Annotated in this window: 10 protein-coding genes and 1 pseudogene; 4 read left to right on the top strand and 7 right to left on the bottom strand. The window is 64.4% G+C overall.

Going from position 1 to position 13955, the window contains the following annotated elements:
- Positions 1-244: 244 nt before the first annotated feature.
- The 3 genes from G3O01_RS40800 to G3O01_RS40790 form a co-directional block, all read right to left on the bottom strand.
- Positions 245-1960, bottom strand: coding sequence for an FAD-dependent monooxygenase (locus G3O01_RS40800; protein WP_205813153.1), 1716 nt, complete (start codon positions 1958-1960; stop codon positions 245-247).
- 111 nt (positions 1961-2071) lie between these two features.
- Positions 2072-3145 (bottom strand): cation diffusion facilitator family transporter, encoded by a 1074-nt coding sequence (locus G3O01_RS40795; RefSeq protein WP_205813152.1) that lies wholly within the window; start codon positions 3143-3145, stop codon positions 2072-2074.
- Positions 3142-3486, bottom strand: coding sequence for a metalloregulator ArsR/SmtB family transcription factor (locus G3O01_RS40790; protein WP_205813151.1), 345 nt, complete (start codon positions 3484-3486; stop codon positions 3142-3144). Before G3O01_RS40790 ends, G3O01_RS40795 begins: the two co-directional genes overlap by 4 nt.
- A 136-nt stretch (positions 3487-3622) precedes the next feature.
- On the opposite strand from G3O01_RS40790, the gene G3O01_RS40785 reads away from it, so the two are divergent.
- Complete coding sequence (locus tag G3O01_RS40785; protein WP_205813150.1) at positions 3623-5470, top strand: tetratricopeptide repeat protein; 1848 nt, start codon at positions 3623-3625, stop codon at positions 5468-5470.
- 87 nt (positions 5471-5557) lie between these two features.
- On the opposite strand, the gene G3O01_RS40780 is transcribed toward G3O01_RS40785, so the two are convergent.
- Positions 5558-6859, bottom strand: coding sequence for an MFS transporter (locus G3O01_RS40780; RefSeq protein ID WP_205813149.1), 1302 nt, complete (start codon positions 6857-6859; stop codon positions 5558-5560).
- Positions 6860-7293: 434 nt separating this feature from the next.
- On the opposite strand from G3O01_RS40780, the gene G3O01_RS40775 reads away from it, so the two are divergent.
- Together G3O01_RS40775 and G3O01_RS40770 are read left to right on the top strand one after the other, a co-directional pair.
- Positions 7294-7860 (top strand): GNAT family N-acetyltransferase, encoded by a 567-nt coding sequence (locus G3O01_RS40775; protein ID WP_205813148.1) that lies wholly within the window; start codon positions 7294-7296, stop codon positions 7858-7860.
- Between the two features lie 191 nt (positions 7861-8051).
- Positions 8052-9068: a hypothetical protein gene (locus tag G3O01_RS40770; protein WP_205813147.1), complete on the top strand. Its 1017-nt coding sequence runs from the start codon at positions 8052-8054 to the stop codon at positions 9066-9068.
- Between the two features lie 152 nt (positions 9069-9220).
- Here G3O01_RS40770 and G3O01_RS40765 read toward each other — a convergent pair whose 3' ends face one another.
- The 3 genes from G3O01_RS40765 to G3O01_RS40755 form a co-directional block, all read right to left on the bottom strand.
- Positions 9221-9931, bottom strand: a complete 711-nt coding sequence (locus tag G3O01_RS40765) for a DUF2968 domain-containing protein (protein WP_205813146.1) — start codon at positions 9929-9931, stop codon at positions 9221-9223.
- 267 nt (positions 9932-10198) lie between these two features.
- Positions 10199-11608 carry a type 1 glutamine amidotransferase gene (locus tag G3O01_RS40760; protein WP_205813145.1) on the bottom strand — a complete coding sequence of 470 codons (1410 nt, stop codon included), beginning with the start codon at positions 11606-11608 and terminating at the stop codon, positions 10199-10201.
- 156 nt (positions 11609-11764) lie between these two features.
- Complete coding sequence (locus G3O01_RS40755) at positions 11765-13522, bottom strand: cation:proton antiporter (protein WP_205813144.1); 1758 nt, start codon at positions 13520-13522, stop codon at positions 11765-11767.
- Positions 13523-13753: 231 nt separating this feature from the next.
- On the opposite strand from G3O01_RS40755, the pseudogene G3O01_RS40750 reads away from it, so the two are divergent.
- Positions 13754-13955 (top strand): annotated as a pseudogene (locus G3O01_RS40750) (amidase); the annotation flags it as partial.

Genomic DNA, 13955 nt, shown 5'->3' with positions numbered 1-13955 from the left:
AGGCGCCGTTTCAAGGCGCTGGCAACGGGCATTGAGAAGAACGTTGCCGCGAACAGGACGGGGCCGTTGGGGGCCCGTGGATAGAAACAAGAACTGGCGGTGTTCAGCGGCTTTCTTTTGCCTACTTTTCTTTGCCGCGGCAAAGAAAAGTAGGTGCCGCCCCGCACAGGGGCAACGCTTGAAGCAGGCAAGACAAATCGCGGATGCCAGCGAAAACCAAAACCAAAACCAAAACCAAACCACATCACGCCGACGGCGAATCACTTATCGAGCCCTTGGCAAACCACGCTTCACAATGCCGCAACAACCCATTCAAATCAGACCCCGGGCGCCCACGCGCGCACACATACCCATCAGGCCGCACCAGATAAAACGAAGGCCGCGTTCGACCAAACGACTCACTCAGCGTAGGCCCGCTGCCAGCGCCATCTGCATCAGACACACGCCACACCCGCAACGCCCCCGGCAGCAAATCCTCAACAGCCGCGACGAAGCGATCAAGATCAGCAGGACGCACAGGCTTGCGCCCCAACGCCAACAGTTTGCCGCCGCCCGGCACAGCGTCCTCAACCGGATCAACAAGCAGAAACAGCGAGAAAAACGCCGGATCATGCAGATCGAAAATGCAACCGGCGCCGGGGACGCGCCCCAACGGTCCATCGACTACATGCACGAACGCATCGGGCGCACGCTCGCCGGCACGCGGACCGCCGTCGAGCACCCGTTCGAGCGTCAACGGCGAACGCCGATATTGAATCGCCAGTTCACTGACGGTCAGGCGCGCGGCATCGCGCAACGGCCCGAGCGCGGCAAGCACAGGCATCACCCGTTCACGCAGCAGCTTGAGCGGCCCGTGATCGGCCTCCGCCAGATGCGTGACGAAGCTCGTCTGCCGCAGCACATCGCGCTCGATCGGATGACGTTCGAGATGATAGGTATCCAGCAGCCGGTCCGGCGCATCGCCGCGAACCACGCGTGCGATTTTCCAGCCGAGATTGAACGCTTCCTGAATGCCCGTATTCATCCCCTGCCCGCCCGCGGGACTGTGCACATGCGCGGAGTCGCCGGCAAGAAACACGCGCTGCGCACGCAGTTGCTCGACCATCCGGCTGTTCAGATGAAAATAGCTCGACCACGACAGGCCGCTCAATTCGACAGGATGATGAATGCGGCTCTTCGCGATCGTCCGGCATTCGTCAAGCGTGGGCGCAGGGATCGATGCAAGCGTGCCGGGATTGTCGTCCGGCGGCGATGCGGCGGGCATCGCGGGATGATCGGCGATCAGACGGTGCCGGCCCTTGCCCATCGGGAACAGCGCCGCGAGCCCCGCGCCCGACGCGAAGATATGAAACTCATCGTCCGACCAGCCCGTGTCGGCTTCGATATCGGCGAGCAGAAACGTCTGCTCGAAGGTCTTGCCCGCGAAGCTCATGCCGAGACGATGACGGATCGCACTGTGCGCGCCGTCGGCGGCAATCATGTATGAAGGATGCAGCGTCTCGATGTGGCCGTCCGCGCGCTGCAGCGTCGCGTTGATGCCCGCCGAGCCCTGCGCGAACATCGTCAGTTCGACACCGCGTTCGACCTGCACGCCAAGCGTCGCGAGATGCTCGGTGAAGAGACGCTCAGTGGTGGATTGATCGAGAAACAGCAGATACGGATAGCGCGTTTGCAGCGGATCGAAATCGAGCCGCGCGAGACGATGCCCGTTCGAATACAGATTCGCGCTGTGCGCGCGATGTCCCAGTTCGAGAAACCGGTCGACGAGACGATGCTGCTCCAGCAATTCGAGCGTACGCGCCTGGATGCCGATCGCACGCGAGTGCGGATCCGGCTGCTGCGCGCGGTCGATGAGCCGCACGGGCACGTGCGCACGCGCAAGACTCATGGCTGCCGCCAGCCCCGTCGGCCCCGCACCGACGATCAGCACGGGCGGTGCATCGTTGGAAGCACCCGTCATGCAGACCTCCGCAGTCGGACATGCTCGCTAGTGTACGCCGAGCATCCCGCGCGCAGCCGTCCCGCTCACGACGCGCCGCGTCAAACAGGCAGGCGCGGCGCACCGTGCCGGTCAATGCGCATGCGGCGCGTGATCGAGCGAACAGCGATGCTGCGTCGTACCCATGTCGACCTGCAAGGTCGCGTGATGCATGTCGAACTCCACGCGCAACGTGCCGACAATTCCATCGATCACCTTGTCGCCCGGATGGCCGGCCGGGATCACGAGATGCGCGGACAGCGCATTGCCCGTCGTCGACAGCGCCCATACGTGCAGGTCGTGTACATCGGTGACGCCCGGCTGCGCGGCCAGATAGTCGCGGATTTTCTGCACGTCAACGCCGGGCGGCACGCCGTTGAGCGCGAGTTTCACCGAGTCGCGCAGCAGACCCCACGTGCCATAGACGATCACGGCCACCACGATGATGCTCATCACAGGGTCGAGCCACGTCCAGCCGGTGAAGATGATCGCAAGACCGCTGACTGCGACGGCGGCCGACACGGCTGCGTCGGCGACCATGTGCAGAAACGCGCCGCGAATGTTCAGATCGTCTTCCGAGCCGCGCATGAAAAGCCACGCCGAGAAGCCGTTCACGACCATGCCGATCAGCGCCACGATGAACACATCGAGCCCCGCGACCGGCGACGGATGAAGCAGCCGCCCCACCGCTTCCGCGACGATCACCCCGCATGCGAACAGCAGCAGACCCGCATTGAGCAGGCTCGCGAGAATCGACGAACCACCCAGTCCAAATGTATAGCCCGCGGAAGGCCGGCGCGTCGCGAGCCACGTTGCGCCCCACGCGAGCAGCAGGCCGAGCACGTCGGAGAGATTGTGGCCGGCATCGGCGAGCAACGCGGTCGAATTGGCAAGCACGCCGTAGACAGCCTGTACGACGACGATCGTCACGTTCAGCGCGACGGCAAGCGCGAACGCGCGTCCATGGCCCGCTGCCGGCGCGTGATGGTGATGATGGCCGTGGCCATGTGCGTGCCCATGTTGATGCGCGTGAGCACCCTTGTCTTTCTCATTCGCATGGTCATGATCGTGCGCGGCATGGCCGCACGCGTCCGTGTGCACATGCGCGTCTGGCTTCTGCGGATGCGGCGTGTTCGAATCGCCAGCCTGATGGGCGGTGTATTTCATGCGTGATCCTGCGGGAAGTCGGTGACGGTTTCGCTGACGGGTTCGGCGACGTGCTCGAGCATGTCGGTCAGCATGCCGCTGATGTGGCCATCGGCGGCGACGTAGAAAACCTGTTTGCCCTGCCGCTCCGCGCGCACGATGCGCGCCGCGCGCAGCAGCCTCAAGTGGTGACTCACCAGCGACGGCGACAGATTCAGCGATTCGGCGATCGCGCCCACCGCGCGCCGCTCGTCGACGCAGGCGAGCACGATGCGCAGGCGCGTCGGATCGCCCAGCAGGCGGAACAGATCGGCGATCTGGACGACGCGGTCGTCGGTAGTGAGAGAGACAACGGCGGACATGGTGCGCGGCCCACTAAAGCATACATATGAACAGGTGTTCATATGTTATTGAGCAACAGTCTTCCCGTCAAGTCGGGAGGCATGCGCCGAGTATGGGAAAATGCGCGTTTTCCCGCATCACACCCTCGCCTGCGTCATGCACCCTGTTTTCGACCGCGCCTACAGCGCGCATCGCGACGGCCGGCTCGACGACGCCGAGCGTGGCTACCGCGCCACGCTCGAAGTCGATCCCGCTCATGTCGACGCGCTGCATCTGCTCGGCGTGCTGCGCCACCAGCAAGGCCAGCACGAAGAAGCGGCCGACCTCGTGCGCCGCGCCGCCGACCTGCGCCCGCAGGACGCCGCGCTGCAACTGAACCTCGGCAATGCGCTGAAGGCGCTCGGCCGGCTCGACCAGGCAATCGAACGCTTCCGCAATGCGCTGACGCTCGCGCCCACGTTTCCGATGGCGCACTACAACCTCGGCAACGCGTACGCGCTGGCCGGGCGCCACGAAGACGCCGTCGATGCGTTCGAGAAGTCGCTGCGCCTGCAGCCGATGGACGCGTCGTCGCATGTCAATCTCGGCAACGCGCTGCACGCGCTCGGCCGCCATCGCGAAGCCGTCGATTCGTTCCGCCGCGCGCTCGAACTGCGGCCCGGCCATGCGGGCGCGCACAACAACATCGGCATGGCGTTGAACGCGCTCGGCTCGGCCACCGATGCGAGCGCGCATTTCCGCGCCGCGCTCAAGGCCGAGCCGCGGTTCGTCGCCGCACGCTTCAATCTGGCCAATACGCTCGATGCGACGGGTCTGCATGACGAAGCGGTTGCCGAGTTCAAAGCGGCGCTCGCGCTGCAGCCGAACCTGCCGCCGGCGTTGTTCGGCCTCGGCAACGCTCTGGCGTCGCTCGGCCGTCACGACGAAGCGCTGCCACGCTTCGAGCGCGCCGTCGGTCTCGATCCGAAATTCGCGCACGCGTGGCTGAGCCTCGGCGCCGCGCATCACGCGCTCGGCGCGCACGACGCCGCGGTGCGCGCGTTCGACCAGGCGCTGCGCCTGCGTCCCGATCTGCCCATCGCCCATATGAATCGCGGCGTCACGCTGCTCACGCTCCGCGACTTCAAGCGCGGGCTGCCCGAATACGAATGGCGGCTGGACAATGCCGTGCAGCCGCTGCAGGCAACCTCGCTGCCGCGCTGGAACGGCGAGCCGATCGACGGGCGCACGCTGCTCGTGCACGCCGAACAGGGCTTCGGCGACACGCTGCAATTCATGCGTTTCGTCGAAATCGCAGCGCAGCGCGCCGCGCATGTCGTGCTCGAAGTGCAACCGCAGCTCATCTCGCTGCTCGCACCGACCGCGCAGCAATGGCGTGTCACGCTGATCGCGCAAGGTGCGCCGCGGCCGCGCGCCGATCTGCAATGCCCGCTGCTGAGCCTGCCGTTCGCGCTCGGCACCCTGCCCGACACGATTCCCGCGCGCACGCCCTATCTGAATGCGCCTGCCGCATCACGCCGTACGTGGCGTGGCTCGCTCGGCGGCCATGCGAAACGCAAGGTCGGTCTCGCGTGGTCGGGGCGCGCGCAGCGTCAGGAGAACCGCTCGCTGCCGCTCGCGGCGCTCGAGCCGCTGTTCGCGCTCGATGGCATCGACTGGATCGTGCTGCAACCCGCGCTCGGCGACGACGAACGCGCTGCGCTCGATGCGCATCCGCGCGCGAAGAACATCCATCGCTTCGACGGGCGCATTCACGACTTTGCCGACACGGCCGCGATCATCGAGCGGCTCGACGGCGTGGTGTCGGTCGATACATCGATTGCGCATCTTGCGGGCGCGCTGGGCAAGCCGCTCTGGCTGATGCTGCCGTTCGCCGCCGACTGGCGCTGGTTCACGCGCGATACGCGCAGCCCGTGGTATCCGTCTGCGCGGCTCGTGCGCCAGGCGCAGCCGGGCGCATGGGCAGACGTCGTCGAACAGGTGGCGGCGGCGCTGCGCGATTGAAGTTCTGTTTCGCGCGAAGCCGAAGCCGAAAACAAAAAACCCCGCACGAACGCGGGGTTTTTCATTTGTCCAACCTGACGCGAACGCTTACGCCGTGCGGAACTGGTTGCGCGCTTCCTGCGTGCGATACAGCACGAGCGTTGCGATCAGACCGCAGACGGCGGCGACGCTCATCCACAGGCCAGGCGCCGCCTTGTTGCCCGTCGAATGAATCAGATAGGTGGCGATCGCCGGCGTGAAACCGCCGATCGTCGTCGCGAGGCTGTACGCGAGCGAGAAGCCCGCGGTACGAACATCAGCCGGCATCACTTCCGTCAGCGCGACGACCATGCCGCCGTTGTAGCAGCCGTACAGGAACGACAGCCACAACTCGACCATCAGCAGACGGCCGAACGACGGATCGGCGACGAGCCACTGCACAGCGGGATACGACGTGAGAATGGTGAGAATCGTGAACGTCAGCAGCACGGGACGGCGGCCGATGCGATCCGAGATCGCGCCCGAAACCGGCAGCCAGACCAGATTCGACACGCCGATGCAAACGGTGACGATCAGCGTATCGATTGCGTCGAGCTTCAGCACTTCCTTGCCGAAGGTCGGCGTGTAGGCAGTGATCATGTAGAACGACACCGTCGTCATGATGACCATGCCCATGCCGCCGAGCACGACGCCCCAGTTCTGCAGCATCGACGAGAAAATTTCGCCGATCGTCGGGCGATGCTTCTTCGCGAGGAATTCGTCCGTTTCCTTCAGCGAGCGGCGGATCAGGAACAGGAACGGCACGATCAGGCAGCCGATCAGGAACGGCACACGCCAGCCCCATGCCGTCATCTGGTCGGCGGGCAGCATGCGGTTCAGGACCACGCCGATCAGCGCGGCGAACACGACCGCCACCTGCTGGCTGCCCGACTGCCACGAGCAATAGAAGCCCTTGTTGCCTTTGGTCGCGATCTCCGACAAATAGACGGACACGCCGCCCAGTTCCACACCCGCCGAGAAGCCCTGCAGCAACCGCCCGCACAGCACGAGCACAGGGGCGAGCACGCCGATGGTCGCGTAGCCGGGAATCGCCGCGACGGTGAGCGTGCCGAGCGCCATCAGCGCGAGCGTCAGGATCAGGCCCTTGCGGCGGCCGTGATGGTCGATGTACGCGCCGAGCACGATCGCGCCGAGCGGCCGCATCAGGAAGCCGGCGCCAAACACCGACAGCGACAGCATCAGCGACGCAAACTCGTTGCCGCTCGGGAAATACGTCTTTGCGATGGCTGCGGCGTAGTAGCCGTAGACCATGAAATCGTACATTTCCAGGAAGTTGCCGCTGACGACGCGGAATACGGTACGGACCTTGGATTCGTCCGTCGTTACGTGAGCATGGGATGCAGTTGCCATGACATTCTCGAAATGGGCCCGCTACCTGCCATGGACAGGCGGCACAGGCAGTTCAAACGATCCGCGGCAAGGCCACGGATGCCCGGTCCGGCGCGGCCGGGCCGCATTCTCGCCTCTTGGGGCGCAACACGTGCGTGGGCGCGGTATTCTCATGCTGCGAATGCCGTGGAGATATAAGGGTAAACGTGTAATTTCGCTTACAAGATGCGCCTCTGGTGATAATAACGTTACTCAGAGTGGCTTGCATTTAATACAATTTGCTTACAATAGCGCGCTAACAAGAAAATTCTTCCAATGCCGTTTTCAACCGGCAAGCTGCGCCAGGTGACGCCGGACGACATGCGCCGTATCGTGGGTCTCTTGCCGCTCTCTCGTCGTCCTTCGTTGCTCTCTTGTTGCTTGAGCCGGCCAATCCGTTCGTTTCTACCGTCGCAATGCCCGATTCCGCTTCGTTGCCCGCCCTTTCGTCCCTCGCACTGCGCCCCGCCACTGAGGCCGACGCCGATCTGATCGCCGCCATCCATAGCGCGAGCTGGCAGGCGACGTATCGCGGGCTCCTGCCCGATGGTTTTTTAAACGGCGAAGTCGTGCAGGAGCGCGCGTCGTACTGGCGCGCGCGGATGTCGGCGCCGGGTGCCGACCGGCGCATCGTGCTGATCGCGGAGCGTGCGGGCGAGCCGATCGGGTTCGTGTGCGTCGAGCGCCAGCCGGATTCGCCGTGGGGCGTGCTGCTCGACAATCTGCACGCGCTGCCCGCGCACCAGGGCATCGGCGCCGGCAAGCTCCTGATGCGCGCCGCGCAGGACTGGGCGCGCGAGCATGGCGAAGCGCAACTCTATCTGTACGTGCTCGAAGGCAATGCGCCCGCGATCGCGTTCTACGAGCGGCAAGGCTGGCAGTTCTCGGGCGCTGAGCCCGATCAGATGGGCGGCGTCGATATCACCGCATTGCGATATGTCTATCGACTCGATCGAGAATCGCCAGATTATCAAGATACCTAACTAATTCAGATTTATCTGATCGCCTGAGCTACGTTCGCCTGCCACCATTCCGCGACGAACGCCTCGACGGCATCGTGGCCAGGCGCCACGTTCACGGTTACATCTGCCGCTTCGAGGCGAAACAACGCGAACAAGAACGAGGCGAAGCCGTGTCGACACCCCCATTCACACTTGTAGCCGGCGAAATCAGAATGCCGCGCCTCCGCCCTCTTGAACTGGTGTCGCGTTCGCTCGGCCACGAATGGTCGCTGCTGCCGCCCAACGTGAGTTTCCGCATCGAACTTAAAGCCCTGTACGCGGCGATGCTGCGCACGTGCTGCCTGAGCGCCGCGGCGATCCGTTCGATGTGCAGCTGGGATCCCGGCAGCCTGCGTCAGAGGTCTTCCACGGCGCCTTCCGCGCTCAAGCCTGATGCGATTGCGCTCGACATGCGCGCGCCGGTGCCACCGCCGGTGCATGGGGGGCGTCAGTGGAATACGATGGCTGGCGGTGCTTGCGCAATCGGCGGCGCGGCGGTGATCGCATGGCTGATGGCGTCGCACCCTCGCGGACCTGCGTCGCCACCGCTTGCCGCCGCGCCCGACGTCACGCTCAAGTCCGCGGTTAATCAGGGTAGCAACGTAGAACATCCGGCTGATGCACCGCTCGCGTGGAATCCGGCGCGCGGCGATCTGATGGCGGCCAAACCGGCCGATACGACGAAGGTCGTTCCGTCGAGCGCGACGGCTGCACAGGCGCCCGTCGCCAGCAATGAGTCTTTGACCGCTTTACGCGAGGTCGATGCGGTCGCCAGCAGCACACCGAAGAACGCGAAACCATCAGCCATCGTTCATGTCGCGCGCGATACGCGCAACGCCAGCCCAACCGTGCGCGAACAAACCGCAGGCACGCATCGCGCGTCGCATTCGACGGCCCGCGCACAGGGCGTCGCGCTGCACGTCAATACGGGCGCACCAGCCGAAGCGCAGCTTTGGCCGGAACACCGGGTGCCCCATCTGCCTTCCGCCGCGGGCGCTTATTCGCCGCCGGCGCCATCGGCGAGATATGACAGCGAGTACGATTCCGTGACGATATCGGCGCGCACACAGGCGCACGACATCGCGCCACCCGCGCCCCGTTCGAACGGCGTGATTACTGATAGCACCGAATGGATGAACCACATGTCGCAGCGGCGCGTCACTGAAGTCCCCGATCGCTTTTCGAAGTAATCCGCTGTCCACCGGGACGCAAGCGGCGAGCCTCTTCAACCCGCGCCAGACAAAAAGGGCTGAGTCCAATACGTTCCTGGACTCAGCCCTTTCGTTTCCCTTCCCTTCTCGTTACGCAGCGCAACCGGCTGCGCGCCTCGCAAAAAGTCCTGTCAACGGCTAACCGGCAACCCCACTTCCGCCTGACGCTGCAACTGCAGCACCTGCTGCTGCAACTGCCGCAACTGGGCCTGCGCCTTGTCCTTCTCGTCGCGCAATGCAAGCGTCTCGTCCTGCGTCTGGCGTTGATAGTCGGCAACCTTGGCTTCCTGCGCACGCGCGACCTCGATGTCCGCCTGCAAGCGCTGCGCGCGCGCCTGCGACTCGCCGATCACCCGCTCGATCGACGCCTTCTGCGCCTGCAACTGCGTCCTGCGGATTTCGACTTCCGCGAGTTGCGCCGTTTGCCGCGCGAAGCCTGCGTAGACGGTTTCGGCGCGCATCTGGTCGGACGTCCGGATGACGCGCCAGAAATGCTTGTCCTGAAACAGCGCGACGTAGTACGTCATGCTCTTTGCGTGGAAGAACAGCGACGCGCCATAACCGCCGTTATAGGTCGTGCGCATTTCCGCCAGCCCGCCGTCATGGATCAGTTGCATCAGATCGGCGACCTCGCCCTGTGCGCTGCCGCTGGCGTCGATGCTGGATGCGCTGCCCGACGTGTCTGCGAAGTCAGCATCGCCTTGAGCGTCCGATACGACGGCCGGCGCATTGACGACACCCGGCGCCACCGTCTTGCCGGCCGCCAGCGCAACGCCGCTTTGCATGAGCGCGCAAGCGAGCACAAGCGACACTGTGCGGCCCAGATAGAGTGGGTACTTCATACGTCCATACTCCATGCGTATCCAGAAACAGGCTCGGATTATCGCGCGGATTTCTGCCTTTCTGACGCGCTGTGACAGGACTTTAAATCGAGATGAACGGACAACTAAGCAATCCGATGCACAAACGCAAAAGATCGTAAAAACACGCGTTGTTTTCTCAATCGAATGTGCTACGCCAGCGACGCGACGCAGACACGCATCGGATAGAAATGAAAACGCGAGCAAGCCATCAGAGGCCTGCTCGCGTCGATAGGCAAGACGTCGTGATCAGAAGCGGGTTTCGCGCGCGACTCTCAGGAACGTATCGAGCAGCGGCGTGCAATCGAGCATTTCGGCTCCGCCCGCGCGATGGAACTCCGGGTGCCACTGCACGCCCATCACGAACGGCGCGCGCCGGTAACGCACGGCTTCGATGATCCCGTCCGCCGCCGACACCGCCTCGATGTTCAGATCTCGTCCCAGTTGATTGACGGCCTGGTGGTGGATCGAGTTGACGATCGCTTCGCGCCGCCCGGGGAACATATTGACGAGCGTCGAGCCTTCGGGGAAGTGAATCGAGTGACGGTGCTGGTCGTAATGTTCGTTGACGTGGATGCCCGCGGTCGGCACATCCGTCGCGATGTCCTGATACAGCGTGCCGCCGAACGCGACGTTGATCAGCTGGCAACCACGGCACACACCGAGCACCGGCTTGCCCGACTCGATGAACTCGTGCAGCAGCTCGAGTTCGTACATGTCGCGCACGCGGTCGCCGGGCCATTCGGGGCGCGTCGCGATCTGTTCGTACGATTGCGGCGAGACGTCGGCGCCGCCTTGCAGCAGCAGGCCGTCTAGATGTTTCGCATAGTCGCGCAGACGGATGTTGCTCGGGTGCAGCATGCCCTGATGGCCGACCGTCGGGATCATGAACACGAGCACATCGCGCGACATCACCCAGTGCGCGATCGACTCTTCCAGATACTGCAGTGTCTTGCCCCGCAGCCCCTTCGCACCCGGTTCCGGGTGGAAAATCCGCGCCGACACACCAATTCGCAATGTGCGCTGTGTGATCCTGCGGCCCGCGCGGTCGAAGATCTGCCGCGCGCGCGCCGCGATGATCCGTCCGAACACGGACCACGCCGAATCGTTGTGCTTCAGATAGGCGGGCGGCGCCGGCGGATACGCGCTCGCGGGCGGCGGATTCGATGCGCCGAAATCCGGCGCCGAGCCGAAGCCAGGCGGCGGTGAGCCGTCGCGTTTCGCCGACGCTCCCAGCGTGCCATCGGGCTCACCGCCCGTCGGCGCTGCGTGAGGAACATGAACATCGGCGGCACCGGAAGTTGCGCCCGACGCGGCTGAATTCGCCGCGGAACCGGCGGCAGCCGCCGCGCGCTCCGCATTCGACACCACCGACTGCACGCGCGCCGCCGCTTCCTGCTGCGCGCTGGATTGCGCGGCGCTCGCGCGCGCCTGCTCCGCTTCGCGTCGCTGGGCTGCTGCGGCGTTCTCGGGCGTGACGTTAGATGCGCTTTCGGGGGAATCTGTCGAAGCCGCTGCCCTGGCTTCTCTCGCGGGGGTCGGCGTCGGCGCCGGTCCCGTTGCGGGCCCCGGTCCCGGAGCCGGCGGCGCTCCGGCCTGGCCCGTGGAAGGAGATGGGTTGCCGGGTGTACCGGCGTTATCGGAGTTGTTCTCGCTCATGACTGTTTGACAGACGCGTCTTCGCGCGTGAACGATTAGACATATCTCATTATCCGCCTCACGCCGCGGCGGGGCAAACCAGCACACAATTCGTCACATCACGACACAACATGCAATCTGGCGCGAACGCGTCTCATGCGACGCGCGCGCATCGGATCATGGATCCGGTTGCTCGTCGAAGGTCTCGCGCAGTGCGATCTGCATGGTCGCGTGAATCCGCACGCACCAGCGCCACAGCACCGCCAGCAGCAGCGCGGCGACCAGCAGCACGGCGACCAGCAGACCCGTCGGCGGCAGGATTGTGCTGGACAGCGCGGCGACCAGCAGGAACACGCCTAGCATCGAAACGACAGGCACGAGGTCGGAAATCGCATAGCGGATCGCGCTCGTGAAGCGCCCGGCCTTGGCCGGCTGGACGCTGATTTCGGCCAGCAGCAGCGCGAGCGACTTGGTCTTCCGGTAGACGGCGACGAGAAACGGCATCGACACGAGCAGCGCCGCGCTCCACAGCACGACGCGCTGCATCGGCTCGGACGGCAGCCATTTCTCAATAAATGCGCTGCCGTACGGCGCGCCATAAGACGCACCAAGAAAGATCGCCGCGACGATTGCGAGATTGACGGCGATCTGCAGAATGATCCGACGTGTGAGCCCGAACACCGTCGGCTCGCCCGACGCCGGCCGCAAACTGCCTAGCCATTGCCCATACATACCGAACACATTGGCGACCGTGCGCGGCATCGCGTGGCTCAGACGCCGCGTGAGCGGATCGGCGGCACGGATCAGGTAAGGCGTGAAGAGCGTCGTCAGCGCGGAGACGGCCACGGCGATCGGATAGAGAAACGCGCTCGTCACCTTCAGCGTGAGACCGAGCGACGCGATGATGAACGAGAACTCGCCGATCTGCGACACCGTCATGCCGACGCGCATCGCCGTGCGCCCGTCCTTGCCCGCGAGGAAAGTGCCGAGTCCGCACGAGACGATCTTGCCGAGAATCACGGCAACCGTGATGACGGCGATCGGCCACGCATAATCGATCAGCACGGTCGGGTTCAGCATCAGGCCAATCGTCACGAAGAAGATCGCCGAAAACGCGTCGCGCAGCGGCGCAATCAGATGCTCGATGCGGTGCAGATGGCGCGACTCGGCCATGATCGCGCCGATCAGGAACGCGCCGAGCGCGATGCTGTAGTCGAGCTTGACGACGAGCAGACAGAACGCGAAGCAGAAGCCGAGCACGGAAACCAGCAGCATTTCGTCGCTCTGCGACTTCGCCACGTAGTTGAGCGCGCGCGGCACCACGAGAATGCCGACCACCAGCGACACCGTCATGAACAGCAGCAGCTTGCCGAGCGTGACGAACGCCACGCCCGCCGACAGCTCGCCCGTCTGCGCGATGCCCGACAGCAGCACGAGCATCGCAATGGCCAGGATGTCCTCGACAATCAAAATGCCGAACACCAGTTGCGCGAAGCTCTCGCGCTTGAGACCGAGTTCGGACAGCGCCTTGACGATGATGGTCGTCGATGAGATGGCGAGAATGGCGCCGAGGAACAGAGAATCCATCGAACTCCAGCCGAATGCGCTGCCGATCTCGTAGCCGATCCACAGCATCAGCACGATTTCCGACAGCGCGGCGACGATGGCGGTCGCGCCGACCTTGAAGAGCTTGCGCAGACTAAACTCCAGGCCGAGCGAAAACATCAGGAACACGACGCCGAGTTCGCCGAGCGTCTGAATGGTCTGCTCGTCGTGGATCAGCTGGAACGGCGGCGTGTACGGCCCGATGATCACGCCCGCCGCGATATAGCCGAGCACCACCGGCTGTTTCAGGCGATGGAACAGCACGGTGACGACGCCCGCGAGCGCCATCACGACTGCCAGATCCTGAATGAAGCCGATGCCATGATGCATAGTGTCGTTCCTTACAAAAAGTAATCCAGAACGCGATGGTAACGCACGATCGGTTAAAAACGATTTAGCGTAGCCCGCCGAAATCACACAAATTTTTTCGAGGATGCGCGGCGGCGGCGGCGCTCGCGAAGAAACTTGCGCCGTTTCAAGCAGTCATCAGGCAATCGCGCCAATTCCGTCCGACGCGTCACAATACGATTCTCGACAGCCGACCAGCCCATCTCTCTCGCCATGACTACTGCCACGCCGCCCGAAGCCACGCCCTTCCCGCCCCTCGCCCAGCTTGCCGCCGATCTGGCCGCCGGCCGCACGACCAGCCGCGCGCTCGTCGAAGCCGCGCTCGAACGCATCGCCGATCCCGCCGGCCAGGGCGCGACCGTCTTCATGCAGGTCGACGCCGACAACGCGCGCGCCACGGCCGACGCGCACGACA

This window comes from Burkholderia sp. Ac-20365 (genome assembly GCF_017104715.1).
Taxonomy (GTDB): domain Bacteria; phylum Pseudomonadota; class Gammaproteobacteria; order Burkholderiales; family Burkholderiaceae; genus Paraburkholderia.
This window is presented reverse-complemented; position numbering and strand designations above follow the sequence as displayed.

Coding starts and splice junctions, on each gene's coding strand:
- G3O01_RS40800 (WP_205813153.1), bottom strand. CDS start 1,960: ATGACGGGTGCTTCCAACGATGCACCGCCCGTGCTGATCGTCGGTGCG.
- G3O01_RS40795 (WP_205813152.1), bottom strand. CDS start 3,145: ATGAAATACACCGCCCATCAGGCTGGCGATTCGAACACGCCGCATCCG.
- G3O01_RS40790 (WP_205813151.1), bottom strand. CDS start 3,486: ATGTCCGCCGTTGTCTCTCTCACTACCGACGACCGCGTCGTCCAGATC.
- G3O01_RS40785 (WP_205813150.1), top strand. CDS start 3,623: ATGCACCCTGTTTTCGACCGCGCCTACAGCGCGCATCGCGACGGCCGG.
- G3O01_RS40780 (WP_205813149.1), bottom strand. CDS start 6,859: ATGGCAACTGCATCCCATGCTCACGTAACGACGGACGAATCCAAGGTC.
- G3O01_RS40775 (WP_205813148.1), top strand. CDS start 7,294: ATGCCCGATTCCGCTTCGTTGCCCGCCCTTTCGTCCCTCGCACTGCGC.
- G3O01_RS40770 (WP_205813147.1), top strand. CDS start 8,052: ATGCCGCGCCTCCGCCCTCTTGAACTGGTGTCGCGTTCGCTCGGCCAC.
- G3O01_RS40765 (WP_205813146.1), bottom strand. CDS start 9,931: ATGAAGTACCCACTCTATCTGGGCCGCACAGTGTCGCTTGTGCTCGCT.
- G3O01_RS40760 (WP_205813145.1), bottom strand. CDS start 11,608: ATGAGCGAGAACAACTCCGATAACGCCGGTACACCCGGCAACCCATCT.
- G3O01_RS40755 (WP_205813144.1), bottom strand. CDS start 13,522: ATGCATCATGGCATCGGCTTCATTCAGGATCTGGCAGTCGTGATGGCG.